Below are 21,876 nucleotides of genomic sequence, written 5' to 3' on the forward strand. Positions count from 1 at the left end.
ATTCTATATTCTATATTCTATATTCTATATGAATATTAAACAGGGGATTATTTCTACATTTACAAATCAAGAAGTATTTTCTTAAATCTGGTAACTATAATTATATTGTTATTTATATTGTTTCACGTGAAACATAATATATTTGCTTAATAATATAAGCTTAGTAAATTTTAATATTAGTATTTTGAATTACTGATATATGTTTTGCATTTTTTTACTTAAAGAAAAGGAATAAATATCAATACTAAATATATATTTAGTAGATATAAGTTTTATTTATTATTAAAAAAGAATAGTAAGAGTAAGTACTATAAATAAAAAAGAGCTGTAATTTTTCTGCAGCTCTTTTTTATAAATTACATACAAACTTATAAAAGAATATTAATCTGTTCTATAACTAAATCAGGTGATTCCAGATGACATAGCTGTTTAGTATCAGGAATACTAAAAGTCTCAATTGACTGGTTAAAGTAAACATAATTATCAACTATTGTATCTATATCATCTTTCATTTCACCGTATAAAATATACATACTATGATCTATTTCTTTTAATGCATGAATTATATTTGCATTCATATATCTACATACATAGCTCGCAAAAGAAAATTTTGCATTGAAATCTGGAACATGCGAAGCCTCTACATAATTAGACAATATTTCGTCAGTAACAGCAGACGAATTATAAAAGTATTCTTCTTCAAAATCCTTCCTAAAAGATTCTTTGCGTGTAAGCATATTATATAGAAAAGTTCCGATGATGGGAGTGTCAATTAAGAACTTCAATAGCTTAGTTTGTTTACTTGGCACCTGGTTTAACTTATTTATACTTTGCGGATTAATGAAAAGCATTTTGTCAATAACTTCACCATCATTATGGCAAGCCATAACAGCTATTGGGGCAGCATCGCCTGTTGCAATAATACTTGTCTTTTTACCTATTACATTCTTAATAAAATCTATAATAGACTGTACATAAAGGTAATTGGTATAAGTAATATTAGGTTTGTCTGATAAACCATAACCAAGAAAATCTATTGTATATACTTCATGCTTCTCAGCTAAAGAATCAACTATAGCGGAAAATTCAAAGCCTGAACTGCCGGCTGTAAGGTCATGGAGGAGGAGAAGAGGGGTACCCGTTCCCTTTTTAGTATATCGTATCTTACCAAACCGCCACTCATAATATTTATTGTTAGGGCAACCTAAATTATTCTTTACAGTACTGACAGAAAATTGTACTCTGTTTATCATGTGAATAGTAAAAGTAGCGATACCTGTGAGGGCAATTACAGTTCCAAGCTTTTTATTCATAGTAATACCTCCTGTATTTAATTATTATAAACCATCACATGTTATCTTACAAGTTAATGATTTGTAGTTTTGTGGCAGTTTTTGCGTGGTTCCTACTTTTGTTTTTATATTGATAATGTTTCACGTGAAACATTAATTAGAATATATTTAACAAGAATTGTATAATACATATTGCATAAAACTATATTTTATGTATTTTATATAGCCTTTAATATAGCTGTTTTAAACTTTACTTACAATTATGTTTCACGTGAAACATAACTCATTATATAAATAAAATACTCTAAAATTAAATTTAAAAAAATAAGTTAATATTTGAATACAAATAGAACAAGTAATAACCAAATTAAAAATATGTATAATAAATCTATTCTGACACTTAACTTAAAAATAATATAATAGAATTAATAAACATTTTCTTCAATAAATCATATTTTAAATTCAAAACTTTCTTTTTAAATACAAAACCAACAATAATATAAAAAAAGAAAGTCCAAATTCTAATATTTCCTTATAGAATATCAACCAGAAAAGTGATATAATCGATAAAGTACTTATTTGGGTGAGAAAGTAATATATAGTGTTGACAGAAGAATGACTCTATCTTGTTTTGTCCAATTGCACACGAAAGGAAAAATGTAATGGGAAGAATTATCGCAATTGCAAACCAGAAGGGCGGTGTTGGTAAAACAACCACAGCGATTAATTTATCGGCTGCTCTCGCTGCAAAAGGGAAGAAGGTATTAGTCATAGATACGGATCCGCAGGGAAATACGACAAGCGGATTTAATATTGATAAGAATAATCTTGACAATACAATCTATGAACTGATGCTGGGGGAATGTACAACTCAGGACTGCCTGATTAAAGAAGTAGTTCCGAATGTTACTGTATTACCGTCCAATGTCAACCTGGCTGCGGCAGAAATAGAGTTAATTGGTGTAGATAAGAAAGAATTTATATTAAAAAATGAGGTAGATTGGGTAAGAGATCAGTATGATTTTGTGGTAATTGATTGTCCGCCTTCCTTGAATATGCTGACGGTTAATGCAATGACGACTGCGAATACGGTTCTGGTTCCAATACAATGCGAGTATTATGCACTGGAAGGACTGAGCCAGTTAATTCACACAGTTAATCTTGTGAGAGAAAGATTGAATCCTCAGTTGCAGATTGAGGGAATACTGTTTACTATGTATGATTCCAGGACAAACCTTTCAACACAGGTAGTTGATAATGTAAAGAAGAATCTGAATCAGAAAATATATAAAACAGTAATACCCAGAAACATAAGGCTGGCCGAGGCGCCGAGCTATGGCCTGCCGATAACAATGTATGATCCGAAATCAGCTGGTGCAGAGAGCTACATGGCATTGGCAAATGAAGTTATTAAGAGAAAGGATTTATGATAATGGCTGCAAGAGGACTGGGGAAAGGCCTTGATTCTTTGATCCCGAATACTATTGGGGAAGCAAAAGAAAAAAAAGAAAGTAAAGAAAAAGTAGAAAATAAAAAACCGGAAACCATGGTAAAACTGTCAATGGTTGAGCCAAACGGGGAACAGCCCAGAAAGAATTTCGATGAGGATTCACTGTTGGAGCTGGCGGAATCAATAAAACAGTTTGGTCTGCTTCAGCCCATTATTGTGCAGGACAGGAAGAATCATTATGAGATAATTGCCGGAGAAAGAAGATGGCGTGCGGCAAAGATGGCGGGATTAAAAGAGATTCCCGTTATTATTAAGAATCTTACAAATCAGGAAATTGTAGAAATTTCATTGATTGAAAATATCCAGAGAGAAGATCTGAATCCGATTGAAGAAGCACAAGCCTATAAAAGACTTTTGGAAGAGTTTAATCTGAAGCAGGATGAGGTGGCAGAGAGAGTATCCAAGAGCAGGACAGCGGTTACCAACTCCATGCGTCTGCTCAAGCTTTGTGATGAAGTACAACAGATGGTCGTAAATGAAATGATCAGTACGGGCCATGCCAGAGCTTTGCTTTCCATTGAAGATCCGGAAGAGCAGTATATGATCGCCCAGAAGGTTTTTGATGAAAAGATGAGCGTACGGGAAGTGGAAAAGCTGGTAAAGGATCTTCATAAACCCGAAAAGGCGCCAAAAAAAGAAAACAAGTCTCTGGAAGTAATTTATCAGAACATTGAAAACAGACTGAAAGAATCATTAGGCACCAAGGTTTCAATTTCACCTAAGAATAATGGAGCAGGCAAAATAGAAATAGAATTCTATAACCATGATGATTTGGACAGGCTTATGGAACAGTTAATGAGAGCCTGATTGTTATAACAGGAAGCGGAGTTTCCTGTACTCAGGATAAAAAATATAAAGGAGAAAAAGATGTCAAGCAGCTTACTGGAGAGTATTGGATTAGGCGGATTGGATATTGCGTACTTGCTTATAGGCCTGTTGGTTTTTATAATAATACTTTTGATTCTGATAATTATCCAGTTCAATAAGTTGAATAAAATACAGAAAAAACTATCAAAGTTTATGAAGGGGAAGGATGCCGGGAGTCTGGAAGAAGATATTACAGGACTATATGAGGATAACGACTTCATAAAGAAGGAATCTGATAAAAACAGAAAAGAAATTAAAGATATTCAGAAAAGATTAGAGTATTGTTATCAAAAAATGGGAATGGTAAAATATGATGCCTTCAGTCAGATGGGCGGACAGCTCAGCTTTTGTTTATGTCTGCTGAATGAAAAGGATGACGGTTTTATACTGAATTCTGTGCAGAGCAGCGATGGCTGTTATACATACACAAAAGAAGTAAAGAAGGGTGAGTGTGCAATTACACTTGGCGCTGAAGAAAAAGAAGCATTAGATAAAGCCATTGGCTATTAATTATAAAATGAGGAGAGGAGCCTTATCATGATTGACATTAAGTTTTTAAGAGAAAATCCGGAAGCAGTAAAAGAAAATATCAGAAAGAAATTCCAGGATTCCAAACTTCCGTTAGTTGATGAAGTAATTAAGTTGGACAAGGAAAGCAGAAAGACACAGCAGGAGGCTGATGACCTGCGTGCCAATAGAAATAAAATTTCCAAGGAAATCGGCGGACTGATGAAGGCCGGTAAGAAGGAAGAAGCGGAAGCAAAGAAAGCTGAAGTGGCTGCCGGAGCAAAGAAGCTGGAAGAACTGGAAGCGAAAGAAGCTCAGCTGCAGGAAAAAATCCTGAAAAATATGATGGTAATTCCTAATATCATTGATCCGACTGTTCCAATTGGTAAGGATGATACGGAAAATGTGGAAATTACAAAATATGGCGAGCCTGTTGTTCCTGATTTCGAAATTCCTTATCATACGGAAATTATGGAAAAGTTCAATGGAATTGATCTTGACAGTGCCAGAAAGGTAGCAGGTAACGGATTCTATTATCTGATGGGCGATATCGCCAGACTGCATTCCGCAGTTATTTCTTATGCAAGAGACTTTATGATTAACAGAGGTTTTACCTATTGTGTACCTCCCTTTATGATCAGAAGCAATGTGGTAACAGGCGTTATGAGCTTTGCAGAAATGGATGCCATGATGTATAAGATTGAAGGAGAGGATTTATACCTTATCGGTACAAGCGAACACTCCATGATAGGTAAGTTTATTGATACTATCATTCAGGAAGAAGAGCTTCCCAAGACCCTTACCAGCTATTCACCCTGCTTCCGTAAGGAGAAGGGCGCGCATGGTCTGGAGGAAAGAGGCGTATACCGCATTCATCAGTTTGAAAAGCAGGAAATGATCGTTGTATGTAAACCCGAGGATTCTGCTATGTGGTTTGAGAAGCTGTGGCAGAATACGGTTGATCTTTTCCGGTCCATGGATATTCCTGTAAGAACCATTGAATGCTGCTCCGGTGATCTGGCAGATCTTAAAGTGAAGTCTTATGATGTAGAAGCATGGTCACCCAGACAGAAAAAATATTTTGAGGTAGGAAGCTGCTCCAATTTGGGAGATGCACAGGCAAGAAGACTTAAAATACGTGTAAATGGGGAAAATGGGAAATACTTTGCGCATACACTAAATAATACGGTAGTTGCTCCGCCGAGAATGCTGATTGCTTTCCTTGAAAATAATCTTCAGGCAGACGGCTCCGTCAGGATTCCTGCAGTGCTTCAGCCTTACATGGGCGGCATGACTGAAATTAAATAAGAAAGGATTGAGTTACTGATCAATAATGATCAGTAACTCAATTGCACAATAATCAAAAAGTGAGGTGAGATTCTTGCATAAATTTTTAAAATCAGTGGGGTTTAGTGAGTATACATCAACTAAGAAAATTCAGGAGCTGGTAAAGGATGTGATCCTGAATGCGGAAACCAGAAACTATACCACTCTTGATGGAAAAGAAGATACGGTCCTGGTAGAGTTTTGCAAGGATTTCGCAGAGAACATGGGAATTGCAGTTTGCGGGGAATTTGATGAAAGTGATAACTTCATTTTCTACTATTATTATCCCTACCTGCGCGGAACCGGCATCAGTTCCATGGAGGATGTGAGCGTGGAGCGTCATGCGGCAGTGGAATCCTATGCAGGTGTGTGTGATGATATTAAGGTAGGAGTAACTTTGATCTTTTACCTGCAGAACATGATCCCCTATATAAAATACAAAAATGCAGATAAGCTTCCGGTCAGAGGTACCAGCCTGACCTTGTCTGCCCTGGCAAGTCAGGGATCAATTATGATGCCTATCATAAAAAGTGAAAACCAGAAAAAAAAGATTCAGCAGTCCACAATTACAAGGAATCAGCTTATTGAGGCCGCCAGACGGGGAGATGAAGACGCTATTGAAAGCCTGACGCTGGAGGATATGGATACCTACACAACTATCTCCAAAAGAATTCAGAAGGAAGACGTATTCAGCCTTGTTGACACGTATTTTATGCCTTATGGTGTGGAGTGCGATCAATATTCTGTATTAGGAGAAATTTCAGAATACCATACGGTAATGAATAAACTGACAAAAGAAAAGATCTGCTTTATGACGATTAACTGCAATGAATTAACCTTTGATGTATGTATTAATGAAAAAGATCTTTATGGCGAACCTAAAATCGGCCGAAGATTCAAAGGGGTAGTCTGGCTCCAGGGAGCAGTAAATTATCCTGAATAAATCAGAAAAAGGCAGAAAAATAAAATATGTTTTGTGCGTTTCAGTAATTTGAAACTGAGCAGCCTGCAACAGAGAACCCTGGAATAAAGATACCTGGAAAAGAGATATCTGAAAAGGAGATGCCTGCAACAGAAATCCCAAGAAAAAAAGAATTATCAATGAAAAGGGGCCAAAATCAGTTGATGAAACGCACAATAACCAAATATTTATAAAACCGTTAAAAAAAATATGATAATTAATATTATAAAAAGAGTAGACTTTTTCCTTAAAATATAGTATTATACTAGATGTGTTTCCTTAGTTAAATGGATATAACAGCCCCCTCCTAAGGGGCAGTTGAGGGTTCGATTCCCCCAGGGAACGTAAATCCGTACAAAAAGAACAACATCTTTTTGTACGGATTTTTTATATTACCGCATATATTCTTATTTATTGCGGGCAGGAAAGCCCGGCTGCCCCATTAGTACGCTGTCTGAACAGAAATAGAACACCAGCAACATCAGCAAAACCACCAACACCATCATAATGGAAAATGAGCAGCAGAAAAAGACAGACAATAAGGCAGAATAAGAATACAGTATAAAAAAAGTACCGAAAAATACAGGACGGGAAGAATTATGAAAAAGATAAAATTCCAGTTTAAAAGGTTAACAAAAATAAGACAGCAGCTGTATACCATATACTTTGCCGCACTGTTCCTTCCTATTATGATAATCGGTATTTTTCTGCTCATAAATACTTACACGCTGCTTTCCAATTATCACAGAGATCTGTTGGAGGCGGATAACCTGAGGGTGAAGACGATTCTTTTTGAGATGACCACCCAGGTTTATAATATATCCGAAAATCTGGTTTTTGACGCAAATATAAAAGAAATTCTGTCGGCCAACTATACCCAGAGGGAAAAGCTTGTGGAAAAAGCTGGGAATCTGACTGTTGTGGATAATTACGCTCAGAATTATGCGGAAATAGAAAGTATAGAAATCTATACGGATAATCCTACTTTTACAGATTATAAGCAATTTTACCGGGCAGATGAAAAGATACAGAATACCGACTGGTACTGCAAGGCTATTTCCCAGTCCAGTGTCTTCTGGGTCCCCATGACAAGCAGGGACAAGTACGGAAATGAATATTGGAACCTGAGCCTGGTGCGCAGGCTGCCGCTGGCGGAAGCGGACTATAATGCCGTGCTTGTGATCAAGGTGAGCGATAACTATCTGAGAACCAGGATCAACAGCCAGGAATATGCAGCCATGATATCCGTAAATGACAGAGAGGTTTTTTTCAATTCCAACAGAAGCGAATATGGCATCAGCCAGAAGGTACCCATAGATTATGACAAAAGCTATTATCAGTACACGGGAAAAGAAAAGATAAACGGAGTCACCTATTTTGTGGATGTTTCCACGCTGTACCTATACCAGTCAGATTCCCGCCTATATATCTGTACCATGAATGATTTAGGCTATGTCAGCATTAAAAGGATTCTGACTATCTGTGTGCTCATACTTGCCGTGGCTATTCTGATTCCGGGACTGATCATTCATTTTTTTACCGAATATTTCACCTCCCGTGTGCTCACTCTGAGACAGGCCATGCATCAGGCCAGTACGGAGGATTATGACATCCGCAGCTATATCCAGGGACAGGATGAGATCTCAGAGGCCTTTTCTGATCTTGAGGTCATGGTACGGAATATTAAAAAGAAGGATGCGGAAATGTATGAGGCCCGCATCAATGAGGCAGAGCTTCGAAACGAACAGCAGGTTATGGAATTTAAGATGCTGGCAAGCCAGATTAATCCTCATTTCCTCTACAATACGCTGGAAACCATCCGTATGAAGGCGTTTGCGGCAAATGACAAAGAAGTGGCAAGGGCCATAAAGCTCCTGGGTAAATCCATGCGCTATGTCCTGGAGAACACCGGTACATCCTATACGACCTTAAGCAGAGAGCTGGAGCATGTCAATGTTTATCTGGATATCCAGAAGCTCAGGTTCACGGATAAATTTGACGGCATAACGGAAATAGGGGAGGAGGTGGATCCTGAAAAAATATATATTCTTCCCCTGCTTCTTCAGCCCGTGGTGGAAAATGCCATACTGCATGGCCTGGAAGAGAGGGAGCATGGAGGCATAATCAAAATCTCCGTAACAAAACATATAGAAGAACAGGAACTTCTGTGCATAGAGGTTTCAGATAACGGCTGTGGAATGACAGAGGAAGAGCTGGCCCAGCTGAGGAGGGACATAGAGCAGAAGGATATGACCAGGAGCAAAAGCATCGGCCTTTATAATATCAACCAGCGTATCAAGCTTACTTATGGAGATGCCTTTGGCATACAGGTTTTATCCGTTCCGGACGAAGGAACCAGGGTACGCCTTTACCTTCCCATTTCCAGGATGGCGGAAAAAGACAGCCCGGCAGTTTGCATATAAAAACTGAAAAAATACGGCATATTTCAAAAAATGAATGTATTTTTAACCGGAATTTTACCGTATTTTTATATTTTTAATTCAATTATAATAAATACATCACAAGGATTGAAAAATTCTGTGGTGTATTTTTTTGACAAAAAATACGGATATATTTGTACAGGAAAGGGAGGAAGAAAATGAGCAGTACAAAGTCACGAAAGGAAGTTTTGACGGATAAGCTTTATTATCCTATCAGGATTGCCATTCTTTTATCTGTGGTATTTCTATTTATACCAAATCTGAATCCGGCAAGAATCTGCGGCATGATCAATAAAAATATGTCGCTGTTCACATCGGGTATTTCTTATTCAACCTTAACGGCGGAGTTCGGCCGCGCCTTCAGGAAGGGCTGGGTGGATGAAGCGTCGATGCAGCTGCTGTTTGCAGCGGCAATGGCGATGTGCCTGGGCATTGTAAGCTTTGGTATCAGTGGTTGTATGTCGCTTGGCAATCTGAAGTTCAAAAAGACAGGCAACGTCATCGGCATTATTGGATGTGTGATTGAGCTGGCAGGCATGGGCGGTATTTACATGGCCTATACACAGGTAGCGCAGACAACCAAGCCGGGTAAGGTGGAACCCATATTTCCTTCGGGACTTTGGCTGATTCTTATTATAACGGTTCTTATACTGGTAGTTTCCATATTGCAGATGGTTTTGCTCCCGAAGCTGAAAAAAGGGACGAAATTCGAAATGCCGACGAAGTTCAGGCTTTTCCTGATGTTGATGCCCTTTGTGGCGCTGGTGGCTGTATTTGCTTACCTGCCGCTGTGGGGCTGGCGTTACGCTTTCTTTGATTATAAGGTAGGCGACGCCATCAGCATGGATAATTTTGTAGGCTTCAAGTGGTTTACAGAGCTGTTTGAAAACCCGGCAACGGTAAGGGATATCGTGCGTGTACTGAAAAACACCCTCGCCATGAGCGGCCTGGGAATCGCAACAAGCTGGCTGCCTATGGCTTTTGCAATTTTCCTTTCCGAAATTAAAAATGTAAGATTCAGAAGATTTGTACAGACCTTTACAACGGTTCCCAACTTCATCAGCTGGGTTCTTGTATACTCCATCGCTTTCTGTATTTTCTCAACAGACGGTTTTGTCAGCAGTATCCTGGTAAACCTGGGAATTTGGAAAGAAGGCGTGAACATGCTGATGAGCGGCGAACACGTGTGGCTGAAAATGCTGGGCTGGGGATTATGGAAAGGAATCGGCTGGAGCGCAATCATTTACATAGCGGCCATTTCCGGTATTGACCAGCAGCTTTACGAGGCGGCCACCGTGGACGGCGCCGGCAGGTTCCAGAGAATGTGGCACATTACCGTGCCCGGGCTGATTCCCACCTTCTGCGTACTGCTTCTGATGTCCATTGCAAACATCTTAAGCAACGGTATGGATCAGTACCTGGTGTTTGAAAATGCAACCAACCAGAACGCCATTATGGTGCTGGATCTGTATGTATATAAATTAGGTATCGGCAAGGGCGCAATCCCTCTGTCTACCGTAATCGGCATGGTGAAATCCATAGTCAGCGTAACGCTGCTGTTCGCGGCCAACGGAGTATCCAAGTTAATCCGCGGCGAAAGCATTGTATAGGAGGTGGAAGCATGGCTAAAACAGCACAGGAAAAAGCGGACTTAAAAGCGGAAAAGCTTTATGAAAAGACACATAAGAAAAAATACAGAACAAGACCGGGCGACATGCTCTTCAACCTGATAAATTACCTGATATTCATCCTGTTTACCGTAGCATGTATTTTCCCGTTCTACTACCTGTTTATCAATACAATCAGTGATAACGATCTGGTGGTAAAGGGTGTTATCAACTTTATCCCCAGGGGGCTTCATCTGGATAACTACAAGTCCCTGCTGAACGTAAGCGACCTTTCCAATGCATTCCTGGTATCTGTGGGAAGAACGCTTCTTGGAACCGCATTCATGGTAGCGGCTTCCGCATTCGTAGGATATCTGGTAACAAAGCAGGAAATGTGGGGCAGGAAATTCTGGTACAGATTTTTAATCATAACCATGTACTTCAACGCAGGCCTGATTCCCTGGTTCTTAAATATGCAGATGCTGGGCCTGACGAATACCTTCTGGGCCTACATCATTCCCGGAATCGTTGCCCCTTACAATATTATTCTGGTAAAAACCTATATTGAGTCCATTCCGGCAGAGCTGGAAGAAAGCGCACAGATTGACGGCGCGACCCATATGGTGATTTTCCGTAAAATCATCTGGCCGCTGAGCAAGCCCATTCTGGCAACCATAGCGATTTTCGGCGCGGTAGGCCACTGGAATTCCTTTACGGATTCCCTGATTCTGATGCAGTCCGCCCCTACGCTGTATACACTGCAGCACAGGCTTTACATCTACCTGAATACGGCTTCCAACTTAAGCGCACTGATGGAATCCGGCGGACAGGTAAGCGATGCGGTCCTGAAATCAGCGCTCAGTGCAAAGGTTATTAAATATACCATTTCCATGGTTACAGTTATTCCGATTCTGGTAGTATATCCGTTCATGCAGCGGTATTTTGAAAAAGGTATTATGCTGGGAGCCGTAAAGGGCTGACAGCTGCCTGGAAACAATTTTACATCGGTGTTATCCGTTCAAACGGTTTTAGTAACACAATCATAAAGGAGGAGAAAAAGTATGAAGGCAAAAAAAATTACGGCGCTGCTCATGGCGGCTGTCATGACGGTATCCCTGGCAGCATGCGGAAGCTCAGGCGCCACAACGGCGGAGCCTGCGGCAGACAGCAGCACGGAAGCAAAGGCTGAGACAGACGCGGATGCGGCTGATGCGGATACGGAAGCGGCGTCTGCAGAAGATCGGGAATCCTATGATGAGCTTCTGGAGGAAATCATTCCGGAGGAAACAGTTACCCTGGATGTATTTGACCAGCTGGCAAATTACTCAGGAGAGCAGATCGGATGGTTCGGTCAGATTATGCTGGAAAAATTCAATGTTAAGCTGAACATCATTCCTGATCCGGACGGTGTATATGAAACACGTATGGAATCCGGAAACCTGGGCGATATCGTTATCTGGGGAAATGATTCCGATGAATATATGCAGGCAGTTGAGAAGGGAATGCTTTTCGACTGGAACGAGGATGATATCCTTTCCGATTACGGCCCGTATATCAAAGAGCATATGCCCTATGCACTGGAGAAGAACACCAACCTTTCCGGCGGAACTACCTATGGCTACGGCTTTGACGTAGCGGTGGATCCCAGCGCCCGCGGTGATATCATGTATACCTGGGATTTAAGATGGGATCTTTACAAGGAACTGGGATATCCTGAAATCAAGAACATGGACGACATGGTAGAGGTTCTGGCCCAGATGAAGGAACTCTGCCCTAAGGATGATAACGGAAAAACCACCTACGGCGTTTCCCTTTTCAACGACTGGGACGGCGACATGGTTATGTTCGTTAAGTCAACGGCTTCCGCTTATTACGGATATGACGAATTCGGTTTCGGCCTTTATGATTCCGAGACACAGGAATATCATCCCTGCCTGGAAAAAGACGGCCCTTATCTGACAGCGCTGAAATTCTACAACAACCTGTACCAGAGAGGACTTCTTGATCCCGACTCACAGACACAGAAATATGACGGTATGGTAGAAGATTACCAGAACGGTACCGCATTCCTGAACGTATTCAACTTCCTGGGATCAGCAATGTACAATTCTGAAACCCATGCGGCTGACGGAAAAGCAATGTATCCCTGCCCTCCGGAAGAAGCGTCACCTATCGCATACGGCCTGAATGTATACGGCGGAAACAGAATCTGGTCCATCGGCGCCAAGAGTGAATATCCTGAACTCTGCATGGCTATCCTGAACTGGCTTTCAACTCCGGAAGGACGTATGACCGCAGAATACGGCCCTAAGGATGTCTGCTGGTATTATGATGAAAACGGCAAGACCTGCTTCACCGAGCTGGGAAAAGCTGCAAAGCTTGATATCAAGACAGAAATGTCAGACGGCTACTCAGGAACCTTTGAAGACGGTAACTTCAAGATGAACAACCAGACCTGGGCGCTTGATACCGAAAACCTGGATTCCAACGGAGATACCTACAACTACAAGAAATGGGACAGCTTTATTACGGAACCCAATTCTGAAATAGAAGCTGACTGGAGAGAACACACCGGAGCAAGAACTCCTGATGAATACATGGGAAGCAGACCTTTCAAGCTTGCACCCGGAACCACCTACTCCGCAGGAACCAAGTCCGATGAGCTTCTTGTGCTCTGGAACCAGGTTGCCGACTGCATTAAGACAAATTCCTGGAAAGCAATCTATGCTTCTTCCGATGAAGAATTTGATAAGATCGTAGATGAAATGATTGCCAAAGCAAATGAATATGGCTATGATAAATGTATTGAATTCCAGGAGAATGAAGTAAAACTGAGAGCTGCAGCAGAGGATGCTGTGAAATAAACAGTTTATAATTCTTCCGTGATAACAGAACAGGGAAAGGGATTGTCCGCAGCGGCAATCCCTTTTCAGGCATAAAAAAGAAAGGGAGCGGCAGCAAATAAAATGGAAAACTATAAAAATACTCCTTTATGGGATAATTCCCTGACAGTGGAGGAACGACTTGATTATCTGGTAAAGGCGTTGACACTGGAGGAAAAAATTGCATGTCTGACCACAGGCTGCCCGGATGTGGAGCGTCTGGGAATCAAGTCCTCTTATATGGGAGGGGAAGCTGCCCATGGAATCGAAGCAAGACATGATCAGGCATTTAACCGTGGGGAACCGGAGCCTACCACATCCTTCACCCAGCCCATCGGCATGAGTGCAAGCTTTGACAGAGAGCTGATCCGGGAATGCGGGCGCTGTGTGGGAGAGGAAGCAAGGGCGCTGTATACAAGAAACGGTGGCGGCGGCCTGTGCAGATGGGCGCCTACCATTGATATGGAACGGGATCCCAGATGGGGAAGGACAGAAGAGGCCTATGGGGAGGATCCCTATCTGTCAGGGGAAATGTCCTCAGCTTATATCAGGGGAATGAAGGGAAATGATCCCTTTTACCTCAGATGCGGTGCAACCCTGAAGCATTTTTATGCAAATAATGTGGAGCACGACAGAATATCCATATCCTCCTCCCTGGATGGAAGAAATAAATATGAGTATTATCTGGAGCCCTTCCGCAAGGCCGTAACAGAAGGCGGTGCAGAGGCAGTCATGACCTCCTATAATGAAATCAACGGCGTGCCTGCCATCGTTAACGATGAAGTTCAAAGAATACTGAAGGACACCTGGGGGCTGCCCGGCCATGTGGTCTGCGACGGCGGGGATATGCAGCAGACCGTATATGACCATAAATATTTCAAGACCCACGCGGAAACAGTGGCTTATGGACTGAAGGCAGGAGTGGACTGCTTTACCGATGATAAGGAAGTGGTTATGGCATCGGCCTGGGAGGCGCTGGAAAAAGGGATGATAACAGAGTCCGATATTGACCGATCCATCCGTAACTCCTTCCGTACCCGCATCCGTCTGGGCTTTTTTGACGGTAACGGGGACTGTCCCTATACAGGAATGGGAGAGGAATACATTAATAATGAAGAGCATCGGGAAATCTGTGCAAAAATGGCAGAAGAGTCAGTTGTCCTTTTAAAGAATGAGAAGGAAGCCCTGCCCATCCTTCCCGGCAAAACAGAATCACTTGCGCTGATAGGCCCTCTCGCGGATGTATGGTATAAGGACTGGTACTGCGGTATTCCGCCCTATTCGGTAACCGTGTTAGATGGGATGAAAAAAGCATATCCGGATACGGAAATCACCTGCACAAGCGGCCTGTCCGATATTTATCTCGTCTGCGGCGGGAAATATGCAGGCCTGGATGAATCCTCCCGGCTGATCCTTACGGATAAGGAGAATGCGGAAGCGTTTACCCTGACTGACTGGGGCACGGGCTGTTCTACGTTAATTGCCCGCAGCAACGGAAAATATGTAACGCTGGAGGAAGGAAGCTGTCAGATAAAAGCGGATAAGGACGAGGCTTTTTCCTGGTTTATCAGGGAATCCTGGAATTTCAGGCAGATCGGGGAAAAGAAAGAAGACGGCAAAACGGAAGAAAGCGGCAAAATAGAGGAATACGGCAAAACAGCCTGGTATCTTGACAGCTGGAACGGCAGGCAGGTGGCAATAGATGAAAAGGGTTACCTTGCGGTAATAAAAACGGCGGAGAAGGCCAACGGGGAAGGCGAAGAGAACGAGGAAACGGCCTGCTTCCTTCGAAGCGGTGAGCCGGCGGTATTTACCATGGAAACCGTAAAAGACGGAATCAGTGAAGCGGTGAAGGCAGCGGGAAGTGCACAGCGTGCCGTGCTGGTGCTGGGCTGTAATCCCGTAATCAACAGCAAAGAGGAAATCGACCGTACTACCCTGGCGCTTCCTCCCTTCCAGCAGAAGCTGGCGGATGCCGTAAAAGCAGCAAATCCGGATACGGTTGTAGTTCTGCTGTCCAACTATCCCTACACCATCAACCGGCTTCAGGAAGAAATGCCGGCTATCCTCTGGAGCGCGTCGGGAAGCCAGGAGCTTGGGAACGGGATTGCAGGCGTCCTCAGTGGAAGGACGTCACCTGCGGGACGTCTGAATATGACCTGGTACAAATCAGATGATGATTTGCCGGATATGAATGATTATGACATAATCAAAGGAAAGAGAACCTATCAGTATTTTGACAGGGAGGTATTGTATCCCTTTGGACACGGACTTTCTTACACCTCCTTTTCCTATGGGAAGCTGACGCTGGAAGAAAAGGCTGATAAAATTATAGCCCGCCTTTCCGTGACCAATACCGGCAGCAGGACTGCCGACGAGGTGGTGCAGCTTTATGTACATAAGGAAAAATCCCGCGTGAAACAGCCTGTAATGCAGTTAAAGAGCTTTGTCCGGCTGAAGGAGCTTGCGCCGGGAGAAACGGCGGAGGCAGAGCTTGTTGTAAACCGGGAGGAACTCAGATATTACGATGTGATTTCTGAAGCCATGCTGCTGGAAAGCGGAGATTATACCTTCATGGCAGGCGCATCCTCAGGGGATATCAGGCAGCAGGCCGTCGTCCGCCTGGAGGGTGAATGCGCCGGGAAACGCAGCCCCTGGGAGCTTACGGCGGCAGACAGATATGATGATTATGAAAACTGCTTTATCCATAAAGGGACAGACGGATATACCTGCGTCATCCCGGGAAAGGCGGGAGATAAACCGGATGAGGTATTGCGGGAAGAAAATGGAACGCAGCCGGAAAAAAGAAAGAGCATACTTATCTACCGGGATTTCTGTTTTGACAGGGCGCCGGAAAAAACAGCATTTATCCTGCACGCGCTGGAGGATGGAAAAATTAAGCTGACAGTAATCCCGGAGGCATCGGAGGAATCCGTTATGGATATCCCGGTAAAGGCAGGAGCCGGTTTTGAGGAAATAGAAGCGGCGGCAGATTTTGGCCGGGTGAAAGGAAACTGTACGGTAACGATAGAAACAGAAGGAAAAATAAAGCTCTGCCGGTTCTGCTTCCGGTAACAACGGACTTAAAAAGGGTTTGCGGGGACAATAGGTATCAGCCCCGGCGGCGCAGCAGCCAGATTAAAAAAAGCCGGAGAGCTTTCAGTCTCTCCGGCGCGCCGTCAATCAGTTTCAGGCAAATTTTTAAGGGGGGGGGTAGAACCGTTTTTTCGGTATTCGGCAGGACTCATCCCCGTATACTTTTTAAATTTCTTGTGAAAATAGTCCACATTATTATAGCCCACCTGCCCGGCAATTTCATAAACCTTCAGCCGGTTTTCCTTTAACAGCTCCTTGGAGTAATCGATTCTTCTGTGATCCACATAGGAATTAAAGCTCTCCCCCATGGTTTTGTTGAAGATTTTTCCCAGGTAGGCGCTGCTGTAGCCGAACAGGGGAGCGATTCCCTCCAGCTTGATGTTGTTCCGGAAGTTATGATCAATATAATAAAGGATATCATCCAGCACCGTATCCCGGGAAGGATTTCCGGTGGCATTCATGATCATTTCCGTCTGCGCGGAAATAAAAAGTATGATTTCATACAGATAATGGCAGCATTTAATCCTGTCAATAATCTCGGAATTGGTGGGAAAAGGAATATCCGCCGAACAGAAAATATGGTTGGCCTTCTCCTTAATGCGCAGGTAAAGATCCGTGAGGAACAGCTTGACGGAGGCAATATCGTTTTTTACATTATAAAGGAACTCCTCCAGGCTAAAAAGCGTCTCAGCCACCTTATTGCGCTGAAAGGCAATGAGATAATCCGTGAGGAGATTGCTGTATTCCTCCAGCTTGTCATTATTGATCTCCAGGGAAATATCCTGTACCTTCGGAAGCGCATCATAGCCCAGCGTATGCTGGCCCTGCATACAGAAGAAACGCCTTTTCTGCAGCGTGGAGGCCTCCTCATAGGACAGATAGATTTCATCCAGGGATCGGACAGGACGTCCATAGGCCAGAAAAAGGGTGTCCAGGGGACTTCCCTTCTGCGGCGGATTCTTCTCATAACGCTCCAGAAAGCCGCGGAATTTATCCAGGGCGAACTGCCCCTTAAGCAGGATGACCTCATTGCCGTCCTCTTCGAAATACTCAAAGGTATGGTTGCCTTTATTGGTTATTTTCAGAAGATCCGCAAAGCTGTAGCTGATATCCTCCGGGTTTTCGCTGAACTTTTCATAAATGACAACCTGATAAATGTCGGCATAAAGATTCATCTCCTCCATTTCCCGGGGAGACATAAGCGCGGCTTCCGCGGTATTGTAGGTTCCGGTTACGATTTCATGAAGGATGACGTCCTTGGCTTTTGTCTTCAGAAGCTCTATATTTTCAGAAGCCGCGTGCTCTTTTTCCAGACTCTGCTTTATTTTGCTGATGGCCTGTGAAAGCTCATCCTCGTCAATGGGCTTGGTGATATAGAAGTCCACACCGTAGCGTATGGCGGTCTGGGCATATGTAAAATCAGAATATCCGCTCAGAATAATGAACCTGCCCTTGTACCCGCGTTCACGGGCTATGCGTATCAGATCCGTCCCATACATTTTGGGCATGCGGATATCCAGAAGAACCAGGCTCGGATTCTTCTCCAGGATGGCACAAAGAGCCTCTTCGCCGTTGGCGGCCTCCCCGCAGATTTCAAAGCCCAGTTCATTCCAGTCTATAATAATTTTGAGGCCTTCGCGGATATTAACCTCATCATCTGCAATCAATACGGTTTCCATTGCGTTCCCCCGCTCTTTATTGTTTTTTGGATGCATTTGGAAAAATGGGTAACATCAGCAGCTGAATCGGATAACTGCTCATATTTTAACACTTTATTTTAAGTATAGAAGAGGAATATCAGATTGTCAATGTATGGCGTGTCCGCAGCCAAAAGGTGACAACGAAGTGCAGCTGTGAAGGGACTTAACAGTTTGAATGAAGTTTTTTTCAGGTGCGGATTACGGCGGTTACATGTTATAATCTGATTATATCCCTGGCAGGGACGGCACCGTAGGTAAGGAGAAAACAATATGAAAAAAGGTTGGAAGAAAACCCTGGCTGTGCTGGCAATATGCAGCCTTGTTATCATCAGCTGCAGCCCCGGAAAGAAGGAAGAGGAATGCCCCTATGAGGATTTTATCGTAGTGGATGTATTTGACTCGCTGGCGAATTTCCAGGGAATCCAGTCAGGCTGGTTTGCCAAAATTGTGAAAGATAAATTCAACATGGAGCTGAATATCATAGCCCCCAATGTTTCCGGCGGAGGGGATACCCTGTTTGAAATCCGATCCGCCGCCGGGAATCTGGGAGACCTGATCATATGTCCGGCAGAAAACGGGGCGCTGCAGGATATGGTGACGGCCGGGCTTCTGATTGATATGGAGCCGATGATTAAGGACCGCCAGATCATGCGTTTTGAAGGCGCCATCCGTGCCCTGAACGACAGCGTATCACAGCCCGGAATCTACGCAATCCCTTCGGAAGTGTCCATGAACTCCCCTCAGACACCCATGGAGGATCCTGATCCTATCTACGGCCCTTATGTCAGATGGGATCTGTATAAGGAGCTTGGATATCCCAAAATAGACACCCTGGAGGATTTGCTCCCGGTGCTCAAGCAGATGCAGGAGCTGGAGCCGGCGGCGGAAAACGGGGACAGGACCTATGCCTTTTCTTTTTTTAAGGACTGGGATTCCAATCTGATGAATGCGGTAAAGCAACCCTGCTGTTTTTATGGTTATGACGAGTACGGCTTTGTTCTGGTGAAGGCGGACAGCAGTGATTATCAGAGTATAATTGAACCGGATTCCCTGTATATGAGGGTGCTGAAATTATATTTTGACGCCAATCAGATGGGGCTTGTGGATCCGGAATCCAGCACACAGACCTACGAAAGCTTTGAAAAAAAATATAAGGAAGGCCAGCTGTTGTTCTGCACATGGCCCTGGGTTGCCCAGCCCGCATATAATACGGAAGCCAGAGTTCAGGAAGGAAAGGGCTTCATGATGGCGGATATCAGTGATATGGTCATCTACTCCTATGGCTGCAGCCCGGCAGGAAACCAGAAGGTGGTTATGTCTATTGGTTCCCAGGCAGAGGATCCGGAAAGGCTGGCGGCCTTTATCGACTGGCTGTACTCCCCGGAAGGGATCCGCAGCAACAGGGCGCAGACATCCGGCGGCATGGCCGGCCCGGAGGGGCTGTGCTGGGAATATGGCGAAGATGGCCCCGTTTTAACCGATTTTGGAAAAAAAGCGCTGCTGGGGGAGGATGCAGAGGTTCCCGAGGAATGGGGTTCAGGAACCTGGTCAGAAGGAATATCTACATTGAACTACAGTACAGTGGCCTCCTGTGAGCTTGATGAAAACGGATATCCCTATGCCTATCTGTTATGGGATTCCGTAAGGAACAGGGATATATCCCCGCTGGAACAGGACTGGAGGGATAAAATGGGGGCAAACAGCACCATGGAGTACCTGGAGAAGAACAACAAGCTCCTGGTATCCCCCGGCACCGGCTACATGGCTCCCCAGGAAAATTCCGAGATGGCCGCAATCAGGCGTCAGTGCCGCAAGGTTATCCAGGAATATTCCTGGAATATGGTATTCGCGGACGATGAACAGGAATTCAACCGCCTGTATGATCAGATGTACAAGGAAGTGATGGAGCTTGGTTATGAAACCATGCTGGAGGTTGATCTGCAGAATGCAAAGGCCAAGGAAGCCGCCAGATGGGAGGCTGTGGAGAGGTTTGAAGAAAAAAACAGGGAATAACAGGTGAGCTGTTACAAAGTAACTGTACTGTTTTGTTCCGCCGGAATCATTATTAATACAAAGGGCACATGAAATTTTTTTAGAAAATTTCATGTGCCCTTTATTTATATAGGTATTGAGGAGCAAATTAAGGCTGTTTCCGGTCTGTAAAAGCCTCTATTTTTTCACCAACCGGAAACTGTAATACTAATCCTTTTTTATACCTTCAGAACTCTCAGATTTAAAGATCGTTTTTAAAGTAACCATACATAATTTTAAATCCAGCCAAATGGAATAATTCTCAATATAAAATAAATCAAGTTTCAGCTTATCTTGATACGATGTGTTGTATTTTCCATAAACCTGGGCAAATCCGGTTAATCCAGCTTTTACTTTTGTACGAAAAACAAATTCAGGTCTTTCCTTTAAATATTCTTGAATTATCTCTGGCCTTTCCGGCCTTGGTCCTACAAAAGACATTTCCCCTTTTAAAATATTCCATAATTGAGGCAGCTCATCAAAACGAAATTTTCTTATTATTTTACCAACAGAAGTAATTCTTATGTCATCTTTTTCCGCAAGTTTTGCAATTCCGTTACTCTCTGCATCAATTTTCATACTTCGCAGCTTTATAATATAGAAAACTTTATTATCCTTAGTGCAACGCTTCTGACGATAGAAAACAGGCCCCCTATCTTCAAATTTAATCAAAACGGTAAAAATCAGTATAATAATGCTTGCCGGCAGCAATAATATAAGAGACAGTAAAATATCCAACATCCTTTTTATTAACTCTTGTCCTACAGTAATTGCCCTATTATTTACGTACAAAACTGGTACATCGGAAAAATGTAACTGCACTGAACCTTTTATCAAAACATCCGCAATTGAAGGAATGATATATATATGTAATCCGCATGCATAGCAATATTTTAAAATATCCTCAAGCGATTCCCCCTCCGGTTTTTGCAAAACGACGGCCTGATAGCCTTTTTCTATTACCATTTTCAGCCTATCTAATCCTTCTGAAATACATAACGAATCTATTATTTTAACATCATTTAATGAGTCAATTTTTTCTAAAATATTTTTATCTTTTTCTGAACGATACAGGAATAGTGCGGACACTGGACAATAACATTTCTGATTTATGCTTCTTCCAACAATGATACCTGTTTCAGAAATAACCAGCTGCAGAATGGTTACCAACAGTATGGGCGATATTCTAACTGTCCAGTTTCTCAACAAGGAGATCATAAAATAACCAAATATATTTACTATACATATCGGAACCAGTTGGGAAACCATACCTTCCATTCCTTTTAAATGAACTATGTCATCGCTCCCATAGGTCTTTTGAAAAAAGAAAAGCAATACAAAATATATTGTTATAAATAGTACATGTCCCTTAAAATAGAATTTGGTTCCCAAACCCTGAATAACTACTGTAAATGAGTAATAATTAATCCATTGGTAAGCAAATACAAATGTCTGTAATGACCAGATTATTATGCAAACTATTAATTTATATAATTTTGCATCTGGTCTATATATATTTGTTTTCATAGTATTAGCCTTTTCTGTTATCTGCTTGTAGCCATTTTTCCTATATTGTTGAGGTTAATAATTCAACTATGAGGAACAGCAATAAATGCTATTCCCCATAGTTGAAAGTTACTGCATATCCTTAAAACA

At 42.7% G+C, this 21,876-nt stretch carries 14 protein-coding genes and 1 tRNA gene; 12 read left to right on the forward strand and 3 right to left on the reverse strand.

Annotation, left to right across the window (positions count from 1 at the left end; translation table 11 throughout):
• Positions 1 to 368: 368 nt before the first annotated feature.
• On the reverse strand, positions 369 to 1,313 hold the full coding sequence (locus HMPREF1548_RS01940) for an alpha/beta fold hydrolase (RefSeq protein WP_021633996.1): 945 nt from the start codon (positions 1,311 to 1,313) through the stop codon (positions 369 to 371).
• Between the two features lie 641 nt (positions 1,314 to 1,954).
• Here HMPREF1548_RS01940 and HMPREF1548_RS01945 point away from each other — a divergent pair.
• The 11 genes from HMPREF1548_RS01945 to HMPREF1548_RS01995 all read left to right on the forward strand — a co-directional run bounded on the left by HMPREF1548_RS01945 (position 1,955) and on the right by HMPREF1548_RS01995 (position 16,468).
• Positions 1,955 to 2,722 carry a ParA family protein gene (locus HMPREF1548_RS01945; protein WP_021633997.1) on the forward strand — a complete coding sequence of 256 codons (768 nt, stop codon included), beginning with the start codon at positions 1,955 to 1,957 and terminating at the stop codon, positions 2,720 to 2,722.
• Complete coding sequence (locus HMPREF1548_RS01950) at positions 2,719 to 3,609, forward strand: ParB/RepB/Spo0J family partition protein (protein ID WP_021633998.1); 891 nt, start codon at positions 2,719 to 2,721, stop codon at positions 3,607 to 3,609. The genes HMPREF1548_RS01945 and HMPREF1548_RS01950 overlap by 4 nt, the downstream gene beginning before the upstream one ends.
• Positions 3,610 to 3,669: 60 nt before the next feature.
• Positions 3,670 to 4,179, forward strand: a complete 510-nt coding sequence (locus HMPREF1548_RS01955; RefSeq protein WP_021633999.1) for a DUF4446 family protein — start codon at positions 3,670 to 3,672, stop codon at positions 4,177 to 4,179.
• A 27-nt stretch (positions 4,180 to 4,206) separates the two neighbouring features.
• Entirely contained in the window at positions 4,207 to 5,484 is a 1,278-nt protein-coding gene (serS, locus tag HMPREF1548_RS01960) for a serine--tRNA ligase (RefSeq protein WP_021634000.1), read from the forward strand.
• Between the two features lie 73 nt (positions 5,485 to 5,557).
• Positions 5,558 to 6,445 (forward strand): DUF3881 family protein, encoded by an 888-nt coding sequence (locus HMPREF1548_RS01965; RefSeq protein ID WP_025487934.1) that lies wholly within the window; start codon positions 5,558 to 5,560, stop codon positions 6,443 to 6,445.
• Between the two features lie 291 nt (positions 6,446 to 6,736).
• Positions 6,737 to 6,808 (forward strand) — tRNA-Arg (locus tag HMPREF1548_RS01970).
• Between the two features lie 254 nt (positions 6,809 to 7,062).
• The gene (locus HMPREF1548_RS01975) at positions 7,063 to 8,886 is read left to right on the forward strand and encodes a sensor histidine kinase (protein WP_021634003.1); all 1,824 of its coding nucleotides are present in this window, start codon (positions 7,063 to 7,065) and stop codon (positions 8,884 to 8,886) included.
• A 176-nt stretch (positions 8,887 to 9,062) separates the two neighbouring features.
• Positions 9,063 to 10,514 carry an ABC transporter permease gene (locus HMPREF1548_RS28770; RefSeq protein WP_021634005.1) on the forward strand — a complete coding sequence of 484 codons (1,452 nt, stop codon included), beginning with the start codon at positions 9,063 to 9,065 and terminating at the stop codon, positions 10,512 to 10,514.
• An 11-nt stretch (positions 10,515 to 10,525) separates the two neighbouring features.
• Positions 10,526 to 11,491 carry a carbohydrate ABC transporter permease gene (locus HMPREF1548_RS01985; protein ID WP_021634006.1) on the forward strand — a complete coding sequence of 322 codons (966 nt, stop codon included), beginning with the start codon at positions 10,526 to 10,528 and terminating at the stop codon, positions 11,489 to 11,491.
• An 81-nt stretch (positions 11,492 to 11,572) separates the two neighbouring features.
• Positions 11,573 to 13,375 carry an extracellular solute-binding protein gene (locus HMPREF1548_RS01990; RefSeq protein WP_021634007.1) on the forward strand — a complete coding sequence of 601 codons (1,803 nt, stop codon included), beginning with the start codon at positions 11,573 to 11,575 and terminating at the stop codon, positions 13,373 to 13,375.
• Between the two features lie 102 nt (positions 13,376 to 13,477).
• On the forward strand, positions 13,478 to 16,468 hold the full coding sequence (locus HMPREF1548_RS01995) for a beta-glucosidase (protein WP_021634008.1): 2,991 nt from the start codon (positions 13,478 to 13,480) through the stop codon (positions 16,466 to 16,468).
• A 104-nt stretch (positions 16,469 to 16,572) separates the two neighbouring features.
• Here HMPREF1548_RS01995 and HMPREF1548_RS02000 read toward each other — a convergent pair whose 3' ends face one another.
• Positions 16,573 to 18,168: a response regulator transcription factor gene (locus tag HMPREF1548_RS02000; RefSeq protein WP_035320673.1), complete on the reverse strand. Its 1,596-nt coding sequence runs from the start codon at positions 18,166 to 18,168 to the stop codon at positions 16,573 to 16,575.
• Positions 18,169 to 18,459: 291 nt separating this feature from the next.
• Here HMPREF1548_RS02000 and HMPREF1548_RS02005 point away from each other — a divergent pair, with 291 nt between their 5' ends.
• A complete protein-coding gene (locus HMPREF1548_RS02005; RefSeq protein ID WP_021634010.1) occupies positions 18,460 to 20,202 on the forward strand; it encodes a type 2 periplasmic-binding domain-containing protein in 1,743 nt (580 codons plus the stop codon).
• A 186-nt stretch (positions 20,203 to 20,388) separates the two neighbouring features.
• Here the strand turns inward: HMPREF1548_RS02005 and HMPREF1548_RS02010 are convergent, their stop codons facing one another.
• Entirely contained in the window at positions 20,389 to 21,747 is a 1,359-nt protein-coding gene (locus HMPREF1548_RS02010; RefSeq protein ID WP_021634011.1) for an exopolysaccharide biosynthesis polyprenyl glycosylphosphotransferase, read from the reverse strand.
• Positions 21,748 to 21,876 lie beyond the last annotated feature (129 nt).

The organism is Clostridium sp. KLE 1755 (assembly GCF_000466465.2).
Lineage (GTDB): Bacteria > Bacillota > Clostridia > Lachnospirales > Lachnospiraceae > Eisenbergiella > Eisenbergiella porci.